Raw genomic sequence first — 19,415 nt, forward strand, 5'->3', positions numbered from 1 at the left:
AACAGGGTCGTTGTCCGCCATACCGCGGCCGGGGGGCTTGCACGTGACCACCAGCAGTTCGGAGTTCTCCGTCGACGGTCCCCGCTACAACCGGCGCGGCCCGGTGCGCTGGCTGTGGTCACACCTGCGCCGCCACCCGCTCCAGCTGCTCGGCTTCCTCGGCGGGTCGCTGGTCATGGTGGTGCTCAACGCCATGGTGCCTCAGTTCACCGGCGGGGCGTTCGACGCCGTGCTGGGGGAGCGGGCCGAGGCGATCCACGCGCTCGGGATGATCGCGCTCACACTGCTGGCCGTGGTGACCGTGCGGGGGCTGTTCGACCTGGTGGCGCGGCTGTCGAGCGAGGTGCTGGCCAAACGGCTGGAGCGCGACGCGCGTGACGAGCTCTACGTGAGCCTGCTGGGCAAGAGCCAGACCTACCACAACCGGCAGCGCGTCGGCGATCTCATGGCCCGGGCGGCCAACGACATCCGGCAGCTGTCCATCATGATCACGCCGGGGGTCGACCTGATCGTCGACTCCGGGCTCACCGGGCTGGTGCCGCTGTTCTTCATCGGCGCGATCGATCCGCGGCTGCTGCTGGTGCCGGGGGTGTTCGCGGTGCTGTTCGCGGGCGCGCTGTGGCACTACATGCGGCAGCTCAACCCGGTGGCCACGCGGATGCGGGAGGAGTTCGGCGACCTCAACGCCGGGCTCAACCAGGCCGTGCGCGGCATCGAGGTCATCAAGGTGACCGCGCAGGAGGGGCAGGAACGGCGCAGGTTCCAGGTGAACGCCCGCCGCTACCGCGACTCGTTCGTACGCAATGGGCTGGTGCAGGCCCGCTACCTGCCGACCCTGCTGTTCGCGTTCGCGATGGCCGGAGGGCTGTGGCACGGCCTCCACCTCCAGGGCACCGGCGTGATCACGCTGGGCGAGCTGGTGTCGTTCATGGGGCTGCTGGCCATGCTGGGATTCCCGACGCAGATGTCGATCTTCACGTTCTCGCTGGTGCAGCTCGGCATCGTGTCGTCCCGGCGCATCCTGAACGTCATCACCTCCGAGACCGAGCTGGAGCAGCGGGCCGACGCCCACAGCGCGCCGATCACCGGCGAGATCGCCTTCGAGAACGTGACCTTCGGGCACGACGAAGGCGACCCGGTGCTGCGCGGCGTGACGTTCACCGTGAAACCGGGCGAGACGGTGGCCATCGTCGGCGAGACCGGGTCCGGCAAGAGCACGCTGACGAAGCTGGTGCCCCGCATCTACGACGTCACCGAGGGGCGCATCCTCGTCGACGGGGTCGACGTGCGCGACTGGGACCTCGACTCGCTGCGTTCGCAGATCTCCACGATCGAGCAGGACATCGTGCTGTTCTCCCGCTCGGTCGCCGAGAACATCGCCTTCAGCCTCGGGCAGCGGGCCGACCGCGAGGCCGTCGTCCGGGCGGCCGAGGACGCGCAGGCGGCCGAGTTCATCGCCGAGCTCGACGACGGCTACGACACCGTCATCGGCGAGCGGGGCGTCACGCTGTCAGGCGGGCAACGGCAGCGGCTGGCGATCGCGCGGGCGCTGCTGACCGACCCGGCGATCCTCGTGCTCGACGACTCGACCAGCGCCATCGACTCCGCCACCGAGGACAAGATCCAGCAGGCGATCGGGCGCATCCTCGACGGGCGCACCACGCTGCTCATCACCCACCGGCTCTCGCAGATCCGATGGGCCGACAAGGTCCTGCTGCTCAGGCGCGGCGAGCTGGTCGACTACGGCACCCACGACGAGCTCATCGAGCGCAGCCGCCTCTACCGGCGGATCTTCTCCCACTACGACGAAGCCGGCGTGAACGACGCCCCCGTCCACGAGACGACGGAAGCGACCAATACGGCCTCCCCAACGGGAACGGCGGAAGCGGCCGGGACGGCCTCTTCGCCCGGAGCGGCCGGCACGGCCCGCTCAACCGGAGCGACCGAGACAGCCCGCTCGACCGGACCGGCCGAGGCGGCAGCAGCCGACGCGACCGGAGCGGCAGAAGCGGACGACGCGGCGGAAGCGGCTGATACGGGCTCCTCAACCGGAGCGGTCGGTGCCGCGCACTCGCCCGGAGCAGCCGGTACGGCCCGCTCGCCCGGAGCGGCCGGGATGGCGGAAGGCTCCGAGGCGGTCGGGGCCACCGAGGCGGTCGGCGCTGCCGAATCGGCCCATGCCGCTGGGATGACTGAGAACGTCCAGGGTGGGGCGTGGGGAGGGCAGCGCTGATGGGGTTCCTGATGGACGGCCTTGAGGCCGAGGACTACGACCGCACCTACAACGACCGCGATCTGCTTCGCCGCATCCTGTCCTACTTCCGCCCCAAGCTGGGCGCGATGTTCGTGGTCGCGACGATGATCGTGCTGACGTCGATGACGCAGGCGGCGATGCCACTGGTGGCGAGCTGGGCCGTCGACGCGATCAGCGACGGGACGATCGGCGAGGTGGGCTGGCAGCTCACGCTGGCCCTGCTGCTGGCGGGCGCGCTGGGCTGGGCGTTCAACTACGTACGGCAGCGCAACAGCTCCAGGGTCACCGGGGACGTGGTGCTGCGCCTGCGTGAGGACGCGTTCGATGCGGTGCTGGAGCGTGACCTGTCGTTCTATGACGAGACGCCGTCCGGCAAGATCGTCAGCCGGGTGACGTCCGACACCGACGATTTCGCGACGGTGTCGACGTTGACGATGGACCTGATCAGCCAGGTGCTGATGGTGGGGTTCGTCACGGTGCTGCTGTTCGTCCGGAGTGTGGAGCTGGCGCTGCTGACGCTGCTGGTGGTGCCGGTCGTGATGGGGCTGGCGCTGCTGTTCAGGCGGTTGGCGCGGGCCAGCACCCGTAAGGCGCAGCGGTCGCTGAGCCGGGTCAACGCCAATCTCCAGGAGACCATGGGCGGCATCGCCGTGGCCAAGAACTTCCGCCAGGAGCAGCAGGTCTACGACGAGTTCCGGCCGATCAACCGGCAGAGCTACCAGGTGACGCTGCGGCAGGGGTTCGTGTTCTCGGCGATCTTCCCGGTGCTGTTCCTGGTGGCGGGGCTGGCCTCGGTCGCGCTGGTGAAGTTCGGCGGTGACGCGGTGCTCGGCGGCGGGCTGACGGCCGGTGACTGGTACCTGTTCCTGCAGGGGGTGTCGCTCTTCTGGTTCCCGCTGACGTCGATCGCGGCGTTCTGGTCGCAGTTCCAGCAGGGGCTGTCGGCGTCGGAGCGGGTGTTCGCGCTGATCGACGCGCCGCCCCGGGTGGTGCAGACGGCGGCGGACGACCCGGGCAGGCTGGCGGGCCGGATCGAGTTCCGGAAGGTGACGTTCGGCTACGACGCCGCCCACCCGGTGCTGCGTGACTTCGACCTGGTGATCGAGGCCGGCGAGACGGTGGCGCTGGTGGGCCACACGGGCGCGGGCAAGTCGACGCTGAGCAAGCTGATCACCCGGTTCTACGAGTTCCAGGCGGGTGAGCTGCTGATCGACGGGCGGGACATCCGCAGCCTCGACCTGCCCGCCTACCGCAGGCAGATCGGTGCGGTCCCGCAGGCTCCGTTCCTGTTCAGCGGCACGGTGGCCGACAACATCCGCTATCCGAGGCCGGCGGCGACCGACGAGGAGGTGCTGGCCGCGGCGACGGCGGTGGGCGGCGGCGACTGGGTGGACGCGCTGCCGCACGGGCTGCGGACCGACGTGGGCGAGCACGGCAGCGCCCTGTCGATGGGCCAGCGCCAGCTCGTCGCCCTGGCCAGGCTGCTCGTGCAGGACCCGGCGATCGTGGTGCTCGACGAGGCCACGGCCAGCGTCGACCCGTTGACGGAGGCCCAGATCCAGGAGGGTCTCGATCTGGTGCTGGCGGGCCGTACGTCGATCGTGATCGCGCACAGGCTGTCGACGATCGAGCACGTGGACCGCATCATCGTGCTCGACCACGGCCGGATCGTCGAGGAGGGCGACCACGCGACGCTGCTGGCGCGGGGTGGCCGCTACTGCCAGGTGTACAACACGTACTTCCGTCACCAGTCGCCCAACTATCGGGCGGGCACCGGCTTCGTCCCCGTGGGAGCCCCAGTCGATTGAATGATTCATGTTTCCGTTCCGGTGTTTTCCCCCGGTCAGCGGAATTTCCGAAACATTCTGTAGTGGGATGATTACGGGGAATTTCAGGCTTGACAGGCGCTTTGTTGGGGCCGAAGCTTCATGAAGACGGCGCTGATCGAGCGTTTGTCAGCCGCCATTCGCAGCGTTCGCGGAATTTCCTGTGGCGTTCTGTTGGACGCTCGGTGGCTGGGGGGTGGAAGGGTGTTGCGGCGGCCTCTTCGGGGGTCGCCGCAACGCCTATAAATCGGAATAAATTCCCCCGATATAATCGCCGGGCGCCCTCTTTTACCCGGGGCATGCGTTTGCCGGGCGGACCCGTGGCAGAGAACAACGGGCATGAGAAGAATCGCAGCCGCGCTGCTCGCTGCCGCCTGCGCGGGGCCGGTATTCCTTCCCCCGCCCGCCGCCACCGCGCACACCGCGCACACCGTGAAACCGGAGCGCGCCGCATTCACCCAGCCGCCGGAGCCGAAACTCCGCGCCGACCGCGCGGGCCGCACCGGCCGCCACGACCACGCTGACCGCGCCGGTCGCCACGGCCGCTCCGATCGGCTGGATCGGTTGCGGCGGGCGATGGCCAAGTTCCGCGATCCCCCGGTCGCCGAGCGGTACGGCTATCGGCCCACGGACAACTGCGCGGAGCATCCGTACAAGGACGCGAGCGGCAGGCGGCTCGGCGGGATGGGCTATCACTACGTCAACCCCGCGCTGGCCGGGGACCAGGACATCGACCTGTACCGGCCGGAGGTGCTGGTCTACGTCCCGGACGGGCGCGGCGGGCGCAGGCTGGGGGCGGTCGAGTATTTCAAGAACGACCGTGACCAGCTCATCGCGACGGCCGACGACCGCCCCCGGCTGCTCGGCCGCCCGTTCCAGGGGCCGATGGAGCCGCACGAGGACGGCATGGCGATCCACTACGACCTGCACGTCTGGCTGTTCAAGCGCAATCCCAAGGGCCCGTTCGAGCCGTGGAACACGCGCGTGACCTGCCCGGCGCAGGACGTCCGGAGCTGACGAAGGCGGCCCGGTCAGCAGGCCGGGCTGTCGCCGGTGACCCTGCCGTCCAGGGCCTCCCGCAGCATGTCAGCCGACGACAGGAACGTGTCGCGTACCACCTGCTGCTCCCACACGCCGCGCGCGCACCGCCGGAACGACTCGCTGAACTGGGCGTAGTAGGGCGACTTGGGTCTCGGCTCGGCCCGCTCGACCGACTGCCTGGTTGCGGCGGCGAGCTGGGCGAGCTCCTGCGCGGTCGGTGCGATGATCTCCGCGCCGCCCTCGTACCGGCACGGCGCGCCGCGGCCCGCCTGGAAGCCGTCGTAGACCGAGGCCAGCACCGGCCCGTAGCCGCCGCAGGCGAACAGGTGGGACTGCACCTCGTCACCGGTGAGGTGCTCGATGAGGTGTTTGGCCGGTTGCAGCTTGTCCGGGGGGATGTGCGCGGAGATGGCCAGCACCGAGCCGCCGAGGACGCCGCCGCGCCCCGGCGGGGCGTGCACCTGGAAGCGCAGCTTGCCGTGCTCGTCGCGCATGCGCGGGTCGGCCGCGAGCTGGTGGTAGGCGATCGGCCAGTTGCGCATGTAGGAGACGGGCCGGACGCCGACCCAGCCGTCCTTGAACGCGGTGGTGCTCGCGTCCTCTTCCAGGTGGAGGGATTCGCGCAGCACGGGCACGTCGGCGCCGGTGCCGAACGCCTTGCGGGTGGGCGACTTCAGCGCTCCCCAGCTCGCCTCGTCGAGGACGACGCCGGTGCGCTCGGAGCCGTCGAGCACCCGCCCGCCGCCGAACTCGATCGCCTCCAGGAAGTTGATCGTGCCGGCCTCCTTGTCGTCGAGCTGCAGCAGGTAGCCGCCGGAGGTCACGTCGGTCCGGCGGTACTCCAGCGGCGCGTCGGCGGCGAACGGCACGCCGTACTGCTTCCCGTCGATCTGGGCCGCCCGCAGCGGGCCGGGCAGGAACGTGCCGGGGTCGTCCAGGTCGATCGGCCGGATGTAGCCGTGCCTGGCGAACTCGGCCACCCACGCCAGGTCGAGCACGAGCACGTGATACTGGCAGCTGCCGGCCTGGGCCAGCGCGGCCATCTGGGCGCGCCGCACGTCGGTGCTGCCGGACAGCTCCAGGAGCTTGGCGGGCGGATGGCCGGGCGGCTTCCTGACGCGGTTCCACTCGTCGAACTTCTCCCGCCGGACGCTGCCGGTGCTGATGTCGTCGCCGGTGGCCACGAGCAGGGCGCCCTCGTCGCCGCAGTCGGCGGGGGCCGTCGTCGGCACCGGGACCGGCGTGACGGGCGGCGTCGGCTTGGCGGCCGGCGGCGCGGCGCCCGAGGGCCAGAACACCCGCATCGTGAACGCCACCACGAGCGCGCACGCGAACAGCACCGCGAAGGGGCGCAGGTCCTCGCTTCTCATCGCCAGCTCCGAACCGTGATGATCGCCCGGGTGATCGTCTCCGTCACCCGGTCGCCCGCCAGCACGCAGTGGTACGGCTTGCCGGTGCCGATCAGCTCCGGCACCGCGCACCGGTTCTGTCCGAAGACGACCACGTACAGGCCGGAGACCGAGGAGGCGTCCTGGAGCGCCCTGCCGATGGCCAGGGCCGCGCCGTCGCCGTTCTCGTTGTCGAACAGGCGGCCGTCGGTGAGCAGCACGACGGGCGAGGCCGCCGACGTGCCCCGGTCACCGAGCCTGCGGAGCGCGGCGGAGACGGGCGCGTCCCAGCGGTCGAACGGGGTGTCCTCGATCATGGCGGACACGGCGCCGAGCTGTTTGCGCGTGCTCTGGGCGGCGATCGCGGTCACGTCCGCCCGGCCGCCGGCCTCCGGGCTGCCCAGCGCGAGCACCTCGACGTGGTCGCGCGGGCCGAGGATGCGGCTCTGGCCGCGCAGCGCCTCGGCGGCCTGGACCCGTACGGGCCGGTCCGCCGAGCCGGAGGTGTCGACGAGCAGCCGCAGGTCGAGCTCGGGCCGCAGGTGGTCGAGCAGCCGGGTCTCCAGCTGGGCGAGCCTGCCCTTGTCGGCCTTGACCGTGCCCGCCACCTGGGTGCCGGGGAAGAGCTGCCGCGCCTTGAGCCATTCGCCGAACTTCCTGACGAGCTCCTGCCGCCCCTTGGACGCCTGGCCGCGCAGGCTCACGCCGACGTAGTGGTATTCGAGCTTGCTGAACGCCGGGTGGTGGACCGCGATGAGCCGTTCGCCGCCGCCGGTGCCCGCGCAGCCGGGCACCCGGCCCGCGTTGTAGTCGTCGACGCTGTGGCTGGGGACGAGCAGGGCGATCTTCGGCCCGCCGGGCAGCTCCCGCGCGGCGGCGTTGGGCGCCGACAGCCGGCTGAACTCGCACAGCAGCGCGGTGACGGTGTCGGCGCCGAGCCCTTCGGCGACGAGCTCGTTCTCCAGCTTCTCGTACGCGCCGGGCGACAGCTTCAGCCCGCGGACCAGGTCGTCGGTGCCGATCAGCGCGCTCATCGAGGTCTCGGGGAACGGCCGGGCGATCGTCATGCCCATCTTGTCGCGCAGCGTCGCCCACACCTCGGACAGGGGATAGCGGTCGGGGTACTTCTGGTGGTCGAGCAGCTCCTCGCGGCGGCTCTCGGTCATCGCCAGGACCAGCTCGTCCTGGCCGACGACGAGGTCGGAGCCGCCGTCGCCGAGCCAGGGGACGCCGTCACCGCGCAGCTCGTCGGGGCCGGTCGAGGAGGTGGCCACCCAGGCGTCCGGCTGGAGGTCGTACAGGCGGGCGTACGGGCGGCCGCGCCGGTCCTCGACGCGCTCCCAGTTGTTGGCGAACGCGTCACGCAGGTGGATCGGGGGAGGCGCGGCGGCCACCGTCATGTGGACGGCCGGGCACCCCTCGGCGTCGCGGTTGTCGTGCACGTACTGCCTGGTGAGCCGGTCGAGCCCGGCCAGGTTCTCGGGGGCGGTGATCAGCCGCAGCTCGGTCGGGGCGGGGCAGGCGCGCTCGGGCTCCGGGCTGATCAGGAAGCCCGCCCACAGGCCGGTGAGCGCCACCAGCACGCCCGACGCGATGCGTGAATGCCGCCTGACGAATATCGGAATGACTCTAATGAGAGATATGGCAAGAAAAAAGAGCGCGACGCCGCCGATCGTCAACAGGGACACATAGGGCGGCAGCGTGTCGTAGAAATTGATGAGCGGCTGAAGAAGGAAGCCCAGGACGGTGCCCACGACGGCCGCGATCATCGGCTCTCCGATGCGCTCCCACCGTCTTCGGTTATCTGGCTGATTATCGCCAAAACGTGCCATATGAGGGGATGCCTTCATGTGATCCGGGATACAGCCGAGCCTAATCCCAAACGAGCACTCGCACGCCCCGGTTCGCCGACGGCTGTTTTCCCGATTTCCGGCGGGTGACCTTCGAAGCCTTTACAGTCCTCACCACCTGCACATGTCGAGGGCTCCACGGGGGCGGCGGTGGAACTGCAAGAGGTGCTGGCGGAGCTCGCGATCAGGGACCGCCTCCGGCGCGGCAGGATCCGGTACGGCAGGCGTACCGGCCCCCTGGTGCTCCAGATCGAGGGCGGCGAGGCCGAGACCCGGGCGTGGCTGGAGGAGTTCCACCGGTCCTACTCGGGCGTCGCGCCCGTCAACGAGCCGGCCGACGTGCCCGCCGCGCCCAAGCAGGTCGCCGACGAGCTGCTCGACATCGCCCAGGGCTGCGGCTACGACGGGCGGCCCGCCTACCACCTGCCGATCGTGTTCCCCCGGTTCGCCGTCGCCTACACGGTGCTCGTCGCCTGGGAGCCGGACGAGTCGCGGCGCACCAGGGCCGACCTCAACGCCGAGCTGGAGGAACGGGTCAAGCAGGCGATCGGCGAGGCCCGGCGTGACGTGCTGCGCCGGGTGCGCCAGCGCTTCGGCGGGCTGACCCGCGACCCGTACGTGGAACAGCAGCTCGGCGGGCTGGTGGGGTTCGTGCTGCGGGTGGCGGGGGCGTTCCGGTTCCCGCACTTCCGCACCGTGCGCTGGTATCGCACCAAGGGATTCGGCACCCGGCCGCTGCGCACCACCCGGGTGCTCATCCGCGAGCTGGCCACCTGGCGGAAGAAGGAGGCGCACGAGCAGGAGCTCCTGCTGGTCGACGCGATGCTGGCCGACATCGACGCCCACTACGGGCTCTTCCGCCGGCTCAACCGGGCGCGCCGGCCCGTCGTGCTGCTGCCGGCCGTGGACCGGGTGCCCGCCCGGCGCGTGATCAGGGACACGCTGCTCGCCGCCTACGACGGCAAGTCACGCGGCCTGCGCGTGCATCCCGTCGTCATCGCCACCTCCGCGCCCGGCGGGGCGCCGCCGCCGCGCGGCGACAACGAGCCCGTCGCGGCCGGCGCGCTGGCCGAGGCCGTTCCCGCGCTGTTCGCGCGGCGGTGCGAGGTCGCCGAGGAACGCAGCCGCGACCGCGACGTACCGCTGCCCAGCAGGCTGCTGCGGGTGACGCTCGGCGCCGGCGCCCCCGCCAGGAAGCAGCGCGTCGGACGCGTAGGCCCGGTCACCGCCGCGACCGTCGCGCTGGCCGGGGCGGGCCTGCTCGGCTACGCCGCGTTCGTCGTGTCCGGGCCCGAGAGCTGCGGCGAAGGGCTGGAGCTGATCGGCGCCGAGTGCGTGGGCGTCTCCGACGGCACCGACGTGTTCATGCCCGCCGTCAAGGGCATGCGCGAGGTGTTCGGCAGGATCGAGGCGGAGAACGAGCGGATCGCGACCGCCGAGCACGCGACCGTCGCGCTGATGATCCCGATGGAGTCCGGCATCCCGGCCGTACGGGAGCAGATCCTCAGCGAGGTGCAAGGCGCCTACCTGGCCCAGCTCCGCGTCAACGGCCCCGAATCCGCCAAGCCGCCCATCCGCCTCGTCCTGGCCAACCCGGGGAACGGCTACGCCCACTGGCGCGCCGCCGTGGACAAGCTCGTCACCCGCGAACCCCGGCTGCGCGTCGTCGCCGGGTTCAACCTGAGCCTCGGCGACACCCGTGCGGCGATGGCCCACCTCGCGCAGCAGGGCATCCCCGTCGTCGCCGGCCTCGTCACCTCCGGCGACTTCGCCAACCCCGAATCCCAGAACCGGGCGGCGGACCCGTTCCCCGGGCTGACCCGCGTCGTCTCGACCGCCCGGCAGCAGGCCGACGCCCTGCTCCGCGCCGACCCCGCCCCCGCCGGCGCCGGGACCGCGCTCGTCGCCGACACCCGGCCCGGCGACAACTACAACGCCTCCCTGCGCCAGGCGTTCACCGAAGCCAGGAAGGGCAGGACCGGCTCCGGGGTGCAGGACATGACCTTCGCCTCACCGGGGCTGGAGGAAGCCGGCATCACCCCGAACAAGTTCGCCGACTTCGCGCTCAACCTCTGCCAGTCCAACGCCCGATTCGTCTACTTCGCCGGCCGGGCCTTCCACCTGAAGCTCTTCATCAAGACCCTCGCCGGCACGTACTGCGCCGGCAAGAAGTCCTACACCGTGATCACCGGCTCCGACGCGACCACGCTCGCCAGCCGCCTCAGCGACGCCGAACGCGCCCTGCTCCGCGGCGACCCCGGCGTCGGCAGGCCCGCCGTCTCCGTCGAGTACGCCGCCCCCGCCCACCCCGACGCCTGGACCGCCCAGGGCCCCGGCCTGCCCCGCTACCTCGCCGAACCCCGCCAGGCCATGCTGGAGCTCCGCGAGTCCGCCGCCGCGCTCGGCAACGTGGACCTGACCGACGGCCGCGCCATCGTCACCCACGACGTCATCCTCACCGCCGCCCGCGAACTGGCCAAGGCCGTCGCCCTCTACGGCACCGAGCTCCCCACCACCGACCAGATCAAGGACGGCCTCCCCAGCCTGCACGCCGCCTACCGCATCCAGGGAGCCAGCGGCTGGATCTGCCTCACCAACGCCGGCAACCCGTACAACAAGGCGCTCCCGGTCGTCCGCCTCGACGCCGCCACCGGCCGCCCCCACCTCAAGACCGTGGCCTGGCCCCTGGGCACACCCCCCGAGAACAACTGCGTCGTCCCCCAGACCACCCCCTGACAGGCCGGCATCCGGTGGCGGAGATCGCACAGCTGGACCAGGAGTTCGCGGCTCAGACTCGATCGGCTGCTCGATCAGGGCGGGCAGCCGCCGCCGGAGCCCGGTAGGCCAGGCGGCGCAGCAGGATCTCGGCGGGGCCGCGGTGCCCGGCCCGGCGCATGAGCTCGGCGGCGGCGATCGACGCCACCCAGGTGGCGACCGCCACGCCCGAGGCGCCCGCGAGGCCGAGGTCGTCCTGGAGGCCGAGCCCGTACGGGAAGAAGACGGCGACGAACACGATCGACTGGAAGAGGTAGAAGCTCATCGACCGCTGGCCGAGCGCCTGGACGGCGGTGGACACGGCGTTGCCGGGCCGCAGGGCGACGAGGGCGATGATCGCGGCCATGCCGATGCCGCCCGCGTAGCCGGTGAGCGGCTGGGCGATCGCGGCGGCCCACAGGGCGGCGGCCGAGGGGCCGGCCCAGAGCCCGGTCTGCATGAGCGCGGCCGGGAGGGCTCCGGCGACGGACACGACCGTCGTCACCCAGGCGGCGCGGACGAGGAACGGCCGGTCGGGCTCCTCCAGCAGCCGCCGCCGGGCGGCCCAGACGCCGGCGAGCACCCCGGGCACCACCATGAAGACGCCCGCGACCAGCGCGAACGGCCAGGCCGTCAGCCGTTCCGCGAACAGCTCGGCGAACCCCTTGGTGCCGGCGGCGATGCTTCCGGCCTCGTACGTGGACCGGCCCTGCGACATGGGGAACCACATGGCGAGCGCGACCAGGGCGGTGCTGGGCACCAGGACGATCCCGGCGGTCACCAGGAGCGTCGAGTCCTTGGCCCGCACCAGGCCGGCGAGGAGCACGGACGTGATCCCGTACACGGCCAGGATGTCGAGCGGCACGAGCACCGCCACGTGCGCGAACCCGATCGCGACCAGCCACCACCCGCGCCGGCGCAGCAGCTTGCGCACGGCCGCCGGCTCGCCGCCCCGCGCCGCCTGCCGCTGCGACAACTGCACCAGCGCGTAGCCGAACAGGAACGCGAACAGCGGCCGGGCGTGGTTGTTGACGAAGAACTGGTGGAAGACGCCGACGACGTCGTTGAGCATGCCGGGCCCCCGGCCGACCGTCTCGACGTAGAGCGGGGCGTGCGCGAGCGCGATGGCCAGCAGCATGATCCCGCGAGCCAGGTCGGGCGCGGGCGCCCGTTCCGCCGATGATGTGGGAATGCCCTGCATGCCTTCGTCCTCCTCAGCCGGATACCCCTGGACGGTAACCGGCCAGGTCAGGAGGCCGGAATGCTGCTGGGCTCAGAATGGGGGTGCAGCTAGGTGCACTCCCGCTCTCGCCCGGGCACGCCCGGTGGTGCGACGATCGGCGCATGAGAGCACTGGTGGTCAGGGGCGGCTGGACAGGGCACGTGCCGGTCGAGGCGACGGAGCTGTTCATCCCCTTCCTGGAGAAGAACGGGTACGAGGTGCACCGGGCCGAGTCGCCGGCCGTTTATGCGGATTCGTCGTTCATGTCCGGCGTGGATCTCGTCGTGCAGTGCTACACGATGGGCACGATCGAGCCGGACGAACTGCGCGGGCTGGAAACCGCCGTCCGCGCCGGGACCGGGCTGGCGGGCTGGCACGGCGGCATCGCCGACTCCTTCCGCGCCTCCTCCGACTACCTGCACCTGATCGGCGGCCAGTTCGCCTGCCATCCCGGCAGGCACCCCGACGAGGAAGGCGCGGGCACCGAGGAGCACAACTTCGTCCCGTACACCGTGAACATGCTCCCCGAGGCCGCCGACCACCCCATCACGGCCGGGATCGCGGACTTCGACCTGGTCACCGAGCAGTACTGGGTGCTGACGGACGACTACGTCGACGTGCTCGCCACCACCACGCAGCGGGTCCGGCCGTGGGACCCGTGGCACCGGGAGGTCACCTCGCCGGCGATCTGGACGCGGCGGTGGGGCGACGGCCGCATCTTCGTGGCGACCCCCGGGCACAGCCTCGACGTGCTGCGGCACGACAGCGTCCGCACCGTCATCGAACGCGGCATGCTGTGGGCCGCCCGCTGATCACAGGTTGACCAGGCCGACGCCGACCAGGACGAGGCTCGCGAAGCACGCCACGGCCCGCACGGTGTTCCAGAGCACCCAGCGCGGCGAGTAGTCCTTCCACGGCAGCGTGCCCGCGTCGACGGCGTTGTTCATCGGCACGTTGATGCCCGCCGTGACCAGGAACGAGCCGACGAAGTTCACCCCGGCGGCGACGAAGAACCACATCGCCGCCGGGCCGTCCGCCAGCAGCCCCGCCACCAGCGTCACCAGCGGCGCCCCGATGAACGCGACATAGAGCCAGGGGTTGAGGATCTTGCGGTTGATGCTGCGCATCACCGTTTCGGCCTGCGCGGGCTCGACGGCGTTGAGCGCCGGCATGACGGACATGGAGAAGGCGTAGAAGAGGCCCGCGAGGGCGCCGTGCAGCACGAGAGCGAGGAGAGGCAGAACGAGCATGCTGGAATCATGACGCACCCGGGATGAGACGGTCCATGCACACCCCGCTCAATCCCATACGCGAGAGTCCACGGGATGACAGTTGTCATTCGCAGCCGGTGACAGCGTGATCTATTTCCAGGACTGCGCGCCGGGCGAGGATATGGGCATGACGAACAAGCAGACCACCTCCCCCAACTGGAAGCTCGGCATGGCGGCCGGCACGGCGATCGGCCTCGGCTTCGGCACCACCATCGGTGACCTCCTGCTCGGCGTGTCGCTGGCGCTCTGCTTCGGCGTCGCGCTCTCGTACGCCTTCGGAGCCAAGGACGCGCAGCGGGCCGAGCAGGCCGAACAGGGCTGACGGAGCCGGTGCCGCGCTCGCGGCGGGCTCTTGAACGGGTGCCCGAAGTGGTGGACTCTGGCGGCCTGATGGTCATTCCTGATCGGAGGCCGCATGAGTTCCGTCTACGAGGGCGATCCGCACGGCCGGCAGGCGCCGACGTCGGGACTCGCCACCGCCAGCCTCGTGTTCGGGATCATCGGGCTGATCGGCTGCGGGTGCCTGTTCGGCATCCCGTCGATCGTGGCCATCGTGCTGGGGCACGCGGCCACCGGCAAGACGAGGCCGGGGCTCAGGGGCGGGCACGGCCTGGCGGTGGCCGGGCTGATCCTCGGCTACGTGATGCTCGTGCCGGCGATCGTGGTGTCGGGCATCGTGGTGTACGCCTTGATCACCGAGCCGGCGATGGTCGCCAGCTGGGTCAACGACCTCTTCTCGGCACTGGGCGGATGATGGCTCCATGCTGATTGATCATTTCCCGCTTGTCGGGCTGCGGCTGACGACGCCGCGACTGGAGCTCCGGCTGCCCTCGCCGGAGGAGCTGGCCGAGCTGGCCGACGTGGCCGCCGAGGGCATCCATGACGCGGGCGACTCGCCGTTCCTCGTGCGCTGGACCGACGCGCCGCCGGCCGAGGCCGCCCGCAGCGTGATCCAGCGCCACTGGCGGCTGCTGGGCGCCTGGACGCCACGCGACTGGACGCTCAACCTGGTCGTGTTCCGTTCCGGCACGGTGGTCGGGCTGCAGGTGCTCGCGGCCCGCGAGCTGAGCGTGACGCGGCAGGTGCGGACCACGTCCTGGCTCGGCCGCCGCCACCAGGGGCAGGGGATCGGCACCGAGATGCGCGCGGCGGTGCTCCACCTGGCGTTCGCCGGCCTGGACGCAGAGGAGGCCCTGTCGGGCGCGCTCGCGCACAACGCCGCCTCGCTGGCCGTCTCCCGCAAGCTCGGCTACCGGCACGACGGCCACCAGCGGCACGCGCTCGACGGGCGGCTGGTCATGGAGGAACGGCTGCGCCTGACCCGGGACGACTGGGACCGCCACCGTACCGTCCCCGTCGGGGTGCACGGGCTGGCTCCCTGCCTGCCGCTTCTGGGCGGGCAAATGTAGATCATGTATGGTGAGCGCGGCATATCCACCAACGGCCTGGAGCCCGCCGTGCCGCACATGTCCCGCCGCCAGGTTCTCTCCCTGCTCCCCGCCGCCGGCCTCCTCTCCCTGACCTCTCCCGCGCGTGCCTCCGCCGTGTCCGCCCTCGCCGGTACGGATCACGCGCGGCTGCTGGCCAACACCGTGTCGATCTTCGCCGGCACCCCGGACGTCAACGCCCGCCCCGAGGTCGTAGGCAAGGTCGCCGCGATCGTCAGGACCGCCGCGCAGCGGCTGACCGCGATGGACCAGGCGGGCGACGGCGAGCTGTTCGCCGGTCTCGCGCTCGGCTCGAACGACGTCAACCTGCGGCAGGCGTACCAGTATCTGTACGAGATCGCGCTCGCGGCCCGCACCCCGGGCGGCGAGCTCGACGGGGACGCCACGGCGCAGCGCCGCGTCGCCGACGGCCTGCGCTGGTTGCACGAGCGCCACTTCGGCGACCAGGCGGCCGGCTACTACGGCAACTGGCACAACTGGGAGATCGGCATCCCCACCCACGTCACCCGGACGCTGGTGCTGCTGCCCGAAGCCGTGCGCGGCGACCTGACCGCCACCTACCTCCCGACGATGGACGCCTACCTGCGCAACGGCAAGAACGGCGACGTCGACCTCGACTCGCGCTTCCACACCGGCGCGAACCTGGCCGACATCACCGCCAACCGCATCCTCCAGGGCGCGCTCACCGGCGACGACGCCCGCGTCGGCAAGGCCGTCGCCGACCAGGCCACGGTCTTCGCCACGATCGACCCGTACGACCTCAAGCACGGCGTCACCGACGGCTACTACCGTGACGGCTCGTTCATCCAGCACCATTCGGTCGCGTACACCGGCTCCTACGGCCGCATCCTGCTCACCCGCGTGGTGCAGACGCTCAAGATGCTGGAGGGCGCGACCGGCGACGGCGGGGCCGGGCTGGCCCAGGTGGTGTACCGGTGGGTGGCCGACGGGTTCGCCCCGCTGATCTTCGAGGGCTGGATGATGGAGATCGTCAAGGGGCGGGCGGTGTCGCGCACCACCACCGGCTACACTGACGTCGGCGTGATCGTGGAGGCCATCGCCGACCTGACCGGCCACGTCGGGGCCGCCGAGGCGCTCGCGCTGAAGAAGTACGTCCGCCACCTCCCGGCCGCCGACACCGCCGCGTTCGTCTCGCCGGTCAGCCTGGCCCGTTACGCCGACATCCGCGCCGACACCGCCGTCCCGGCCGCCGACCTGAACGCGCCGGAGCGCTCGGTGGCGTTCAACGCCATGGACCGCGCCGTCCACCGCCGCCCCGGCTACGCGTTCGCGCTGGCGCGCAGCTCGGAGCGGATCAGCAAGTACGAGTACATGAACGGCGAGAACCTGATGCCCTGGTTCCAGGGCGACGGCGCCTACTACCTCTACCTCGCGGGCGAGGACCAGCGCGAGGTGTTCGGCGTCGACTACTACACGGCCGTCTCCCCGTACCGGCTGGCCGGCGTCACCGCGCCGGTGGAGGAGCGGCGGACGGTGCCCGACCTGTACGGGCGGTTCTGGTACGAGAACCCGGGGCACCCGCTCGGCTTCACCTCGTCGTCGGAGTCGCAGAACACCTACGTGTACTTCCCGCGCGGCGGCAACGCGTTCTCCGGCGGGGCCACGCTGGGGGCGTACGGCGTGGCGGGCATGGTGCAGTCGGACGACGTGGCCTACACCGCCAAGCAGGAGGGCGTGCTGCCCGGCGACTTCGTCGCCTACCGCAACGCGCGGGCGACCAAGTCGTGGTTCATGCTGGACGACGAGGTCGTGGTGCTGGTGGCGGGCGTCTCGGGCCAGGGCAGGCGCGACGCGGTGACCACGGTCGACAGCCGCATCGCCGCCCCGGGCGACACCGTCGCGCTCACCGGCGAGGGCTGGGACGGCGGCGCCTGGCAGCCGGGCGCCGCGACGCCGCCGCGCTGGCTGCGTTACGCCAACGCCGCCCGGGGCACCGCGATCGGCTACGCCTTCCTCACCAGGCAGCCGGTCGCCGCCGGGCTGGAGACGGTGACGCGCAGCCGCCGGGTCGTCCGCGCGTCCAACCCGGACACGGCGGTGACCAAGAACGTGTTCACCGCCTCGATCACCCATCCCGCCGACGGCGGCGTCCCGGCCGTCGCGTACGCGCTGGTGCCGAACGTGACCGAGGCCCGCATGCGCGGTTACGCGCCTCCGGAGGTGCTGGCCAACGACCGGCACGTGCAGGCGGTCAAGCACGAAGGGCTCGGCCTCGTCGCGGCCAACGTGTTCGCCGACGGCCCTCGCCACGTCGAACGGCTGGTCGTGGACGGCCCCGCGTCCGTGATCGTCCGGCGTGGCAGCCGTACGACGGTCGCCCTGTCGGACCCGACGATGAAGCGCGACAGCGTCTCCGTCGTCATCCACGGCCGGCCGCTGCGGCTGGTCACCGCCGACGAGGGCGTCACGGTGCGGCGGGTGCCCGGCGGCACGCTCGTGCGGGCGGCCACCCGCCACGCGTACGGCCGCACGTTCACCGCCACCCTCCGCTGACCTCCGGACCTGTCCGCGGCGCCCGCTACGGTGGACGCCATGACCGACGCCACGACCGATGCCACCGCCGGCCCGCCGTGGGAGCCGCCCCTCGCCGGCACCGAGGCCGAGCACCTCGTCGGCGCGCTCGACCGGCTGCGCACCACCTTCCGCTGGAAGGCCGACGGCCTCGACGCCGCCGGCCTGCGGGCCCGCGTCGGCGCGTCCTCGCTGACGATCGGCGGCCTGCTCAAGCACCTCGCCGTCGTGGAGGACTACACGTTCACCCGAAAGCTGCGCGGCGAGCCGTTCGACACCGGCGAGTGGGACAGCCCCGAGTGGCCGTTCACCTCGGCCGCCCGTGACACCCCCGCCGAGCTCTACGCCCGGTGGGACGCCGCGGTCGAGCGCTCGCGCGAGCGGCTGGCCGCCGCCCTGGCCGACGGCGGCCTCGACCAGCTCGCCCACGTCTCCACCCCCGACGGCCGGCACGCCAGCCTCCGCCGCCTCCTCTGCGACCTCATCGAGGAGTACGGCCGCCACACCGGCCACGCCGACCTGCTCCGCGAGTCCGTCGACGGCCTGGTCGGCGAGGACCCGCCGGAGGGGTGGAAGCCGATCAGCTGACCGGTCTCACGGCTCCAGCGCGAAGATCACCCACGACTCGCCCGGGGCCAGGCCGGCCAGCTCGCGCCCGCACTCGCGCAGCACCTGGGGGCCCGAGGTGATGTGCGCCGTGCCGGCGTGGACGTCCCTGAACAGCCGCTGGACCAGCCCGTCGCGCAGCGCCGAGGTGCCGCCCGACGCGTAGACGAACCGGGCCACCTCGGCGACCGTCGAGGTGACGTGGTTGAGCGCGAGCCGCACCATCGTCTCCTGGCGCACGTCGAGCGTCCCGCCCGAGTCCAGCGTGCGTTCGGCGTCGGCCCACGTCTCGTGCACCAGCGCCTTCGCCGCCCGGTACGCGGCCTCGGTCCTGGCGAAGTCGGCGTGGAAGGCGTCGCTGCCCGCGATCTGGCCGGGCCGCCCGGCCCGCGCCCCGGCGTAGCCGATCAGCTCGTCCAGCAGGCGGCGGCCGACGCCGAGCGCCCAGCCCGAATGGCAGATCAGCGCCTGGTCGAGCAGGCCCAGCCGATAGAGGGCGCCGCCGCGCAGCGGCTCGCTCTGCGTGAAGAGGTGCGTCTGCGACTCCGGCACGAAGGCGCCGTCGATGGCGTAGTCGATGCTGCCCGTCGCGCGCAGCCCCAGCACGTCCCAGTTGCCGAGTTGCTCGGCGTCCTCGATCGGCGTGATGAAGATGCGCACCTCGTCGGTGCCCTCGACGGCGCCCAGGCTGTGCACGTACTGGGCGTGCCGCATGCCCGAGGCGAAGCTCCACCGGCCGCTCAGCCGGAACCCGCCGTCCTCGCGCACGGCCGCGCCCGGCCGGGTGCCCTGGCCTGCGAAGAGCGGCATCCGGGGGCCCTTGAAGATCCGCTCCACGGCCTCGTCGCCCAGGTAGGCGCCCGCCGTGCCGTTCTCCAGCGTGGTGGCCATGACGACCCAGCCCGTCGACGGGTCGGCGTAGGAGAGCTCGGCGAACACGTCGAGCAGCTCGCGGGGTGACAGTTCCGCGCCGCCGAGCGGGACGGGCACCCAGATCCCGAAAAGTCCTGCTTCGTGGAGGGCGTCCACGACCGGCTCCGTGAGCTTCCCCTGCGCCTCGGCCGCGGCGGCGTCACGCTCGATCAGCGGGCGCAACGCGCGCGCCCGGTCCAGTACGTCGGTTCCGGCGGTGTGCAGTCGCGGCGTGTCGCTCATGTCCAGGTGCTCCTGTTCGTGATCGTCGGCCTCTCCCTCCGTCAGATCACGTAACGCCCCCCTTGTCC

16 protein-coding genes are annotated in these 19,415 nt (G+C 71.7%); 11 read left to right on the forward strand and 5 right to left on the reverse strand.

What is annotated here, in order from left to right; all coding sequences use genetic code 11:
• Positions 1-43 precede the first annotated feature (43 nt).
• The 3 genes from AB0G11_RS13675 (at position 44) to AB0G11_RS13685 (ending at position 5,097) form a co-directional block, all read left to right on the forward strand.
• Complete coding sequence (locus AB0G11_RS13675) at positions 44-2,233, forward strand: ABC transporter ATP-binding protein (RefSeq protein WP_357585995.1); 2,190 nt, start codon at positions 44-46, stop codon at positions 2,231-2,233.
• Positions 2,234-2,244: 11 nt separating this feature from the next.
• Positions 2,245-4,062, forward strand: a complete 1,818-nt coding sequence (locus AB0G11_RS13680; RefSeq protein WP_357585997.1) for an ABC transporter ATP-binding protein — start codon at positions 2,245-2,247, stop codon at positions 4,060-4,062.
• Between the two features lie 357 nt (positions 4,063-4,419).
• Positions 4,420-5,097, forward strand: a complete 678-nt coding sequence (locus AB0G11_RS13685; RefSeq protein WP_357585999.1) for a hypothetical protein — start codon at positions 4,420-4,422, stop codon at positions 5,095-5,097.
• Positions 5,098-5,111: 14 nt separating this feature from the next.
• Here the strand turns inward: AB0G11_RS13685 and AB0G11_RS13690 are convergent, their stop codons facing one another.
• Together AB0G11_RS13690 and AB0G11_RS13695 are read right to left on the reverse strand one after the other, a co-directional pair.
• A complete protein-coding gene (locus AB0G11_RS13690) occupies positions 5,112-6,491 on the reverse strand; it encodes a hypothetical protein (protein ID WP_357586001.1) in 1,380 nt (459 codons plus the stop codon).
• Positions 6,488-8,092: a hypothetical protein gene (locus AB0G11_RS13695; RefSeq protein WP_219500037.1), complete on the reverse strand. Its 1,605-nt coding sequence runs from the start codon at positions 8,090-8,092 to the stop codon at positions 6,488-6,490. The genes AB0G11_RS13690 and AB0G11_RS13695 overlap by 4 nt, the downstream gene beginning before the upstream one ends.
• An 18-nt stretch (positions 8,093-8,110) precedes the next feature.
• Between AB0G11_RS13695 and AB0G11_RS13700 the strand changes: the two genes are divergently transcribed.
• Together AB0G11_RS13700 and AB0G11_RS13705 are read left to right on the forward strand one after the other, a co-directional pair.
• A complete protein-coding gene (locus AB0G11_RS13700; RefSeq protein WP_357586003.1) occupies positions 8,111-8,449 on the forward strand; it encodes a hypothetical protein in 339 nt (112 codons plus the stop codon).
• Positions 8,450-8,509: 60 nt separating this feature from the next.
• Positions 8,510-11,095 (forward strand): hypothetical protein, encoded by a 2,586-nt coding sequence (locus AB0G11_RS13705; RefSeq protein ID WP_357586005.1) that lies wholly within the window; start codon positions 8,510-8,512, stop codon positions 11,093-11,095.
• 52 nt (positions 11,096-11,147) lie between these two features.
• On the opposite strand, the gene AB0G11_RS13710 is transcribed toward AB0G11_RS13705, so the two are convergent.
• Positions 11,148-12,314 carry a DUF418 domain-containing protein gene (locus AB0G11_RS13710; protein ID WP_357586007.1) on the reverse strand — a complete coding sequence of 389 codons (1,167 nt, stop codon included), beginning with the start codon at positions 12,312-12,314 and terminating at the stop codon, positions 11,148-11,150.
• A gap of 143 nt (positions 12,315-12,457) precedes the next feature.
• Here AB0G11_RS13710 and AB0G11_RS13715 point away from each other — a divergent pair, with 143 nt between their 5' ends.
• Positions 12,458-13,147, forward strand: a complete 690-nt coding sequence (locus tag AB0G11_RS13715) for a ThuA domain-containing protein (RefSeq protein WP_246643891.1) — start codon at positions 12,458-12,460, stop codon at positions 13,145-13,147.
• Here the strand turns inward: AB0G11_RS13715 and AB0G11_RS13720 are convergent, their stop codons facing one another.
• Positions 13,148-13,585, reverse strand: a complete 438-nt coding sequence (locus AB0G11_RS13720; protein WP_219500044.1) for an anthrone oxygenase family protein — start codon at positions 13,583-13,585, stop codon at positions 13,148-13,150.
• A 148-nt stretch (positions 13,586-13,733) separates the two neighbouring features.
• On the opposite strand from AB0G11_RS13720, the gene AB0G11_RS13725 reads away from it, so the two are divergent.
• The 5 genes from AB0G11_RS13725 to AB0G11_RS13745 all read left to right on the forward strand — a co-directional run bounded on the left by AB0G11_RS13725 (position 13,734) and on the right by AB0G11_RS13745 (position 18,174).
• Positions 13,734-13,928: a hypothetical protein gene (locus AB0G11_RS13725; protein ID WP_357586009.1), complete on the forward strand. Its 195-nt coding sequence runs from the start codon at positions 13,734-13,736 to the stop codon at positions 13,926-13,928.
• Between the two features lie 93 nt (positions 13,929-14,021).
• Positions 14,022-14,360 (forward strand): DUF4190 domain-containing protein, encoded by a 339-nt coding sequence (locus tag AB0G11_RS13730; RefSeq protein WP_357586011.1) that lies wholly within the window; start codon positions 14,022-14,024, stop codon positions 14,358-14,360.
• A gap of 7 nt (positions 14,361-14,367) precedes the next feature.
• On the forward strand, positions 14,368-15,015 hold the full coding sequence (locus tag AB0G11_RS13735) for a GNAT family N-acetyltransferase (RefSeq protein WP_357586013.1): 648 nt from the start codon (positions 14,368-14,370) through the stop codon (positions 15,013-15,015).
• A gap of 3 nt (positions 15,016-15,018) precedes the next feature.
• Entirely contained in the window at positions 15,019-17,568 is a 2,550-nt protein-coding gene (locus AB0G11_RS13740) for a polysaccharide lyase family 8 super-sandwich domain-containing protein (RefSeq protein WP_357586015.1), read from the forward strand.
• A gap of 39 nt (positions 17,569-17,607) precedes the next feature.
• Positions 17,608-18,174 (forward strand): DinB family protein, encoded by a 567-nt coding sequence (locus tag AB0G11_RS13745; RefSeq protein ID WP_219500053.1) that lies wholly within the window; start codon positions 17,608-17,610, stop codon positions 18,172-18,174.
• Positions 18,175-18,180: 6 nt separating this feature from the next.
• Here AB0G11_RS13745 and AB0G11_RS13750 read toward each other — a convergent pair whose 3' ends face one another.
• Complete coding sequence (locus tag AB0G11_RS13750; RefSeq protein ID WP_219500055.1) at positions 18,181-19,347, reverse strand: acyl-CoA dehydrogenase family protein; 1,167 nt, start codon at positions 19,345-19,347, stop codon at positions 18,181-18,183.
• Between the last annotated feature and the right edge of the window lie 68 nt (positions 19,348-19,415).

This window comes from Nonomuraea sp. NPDC023979 (assembly GCF_040639085.1).
GTDB classification, from domain to species: Bacteria; Actinomycetota; Actinomycetes; order Streptosporangiales; family Streptosporangiaceae; genus Nonomuraea; species Nonomuraea ceibae.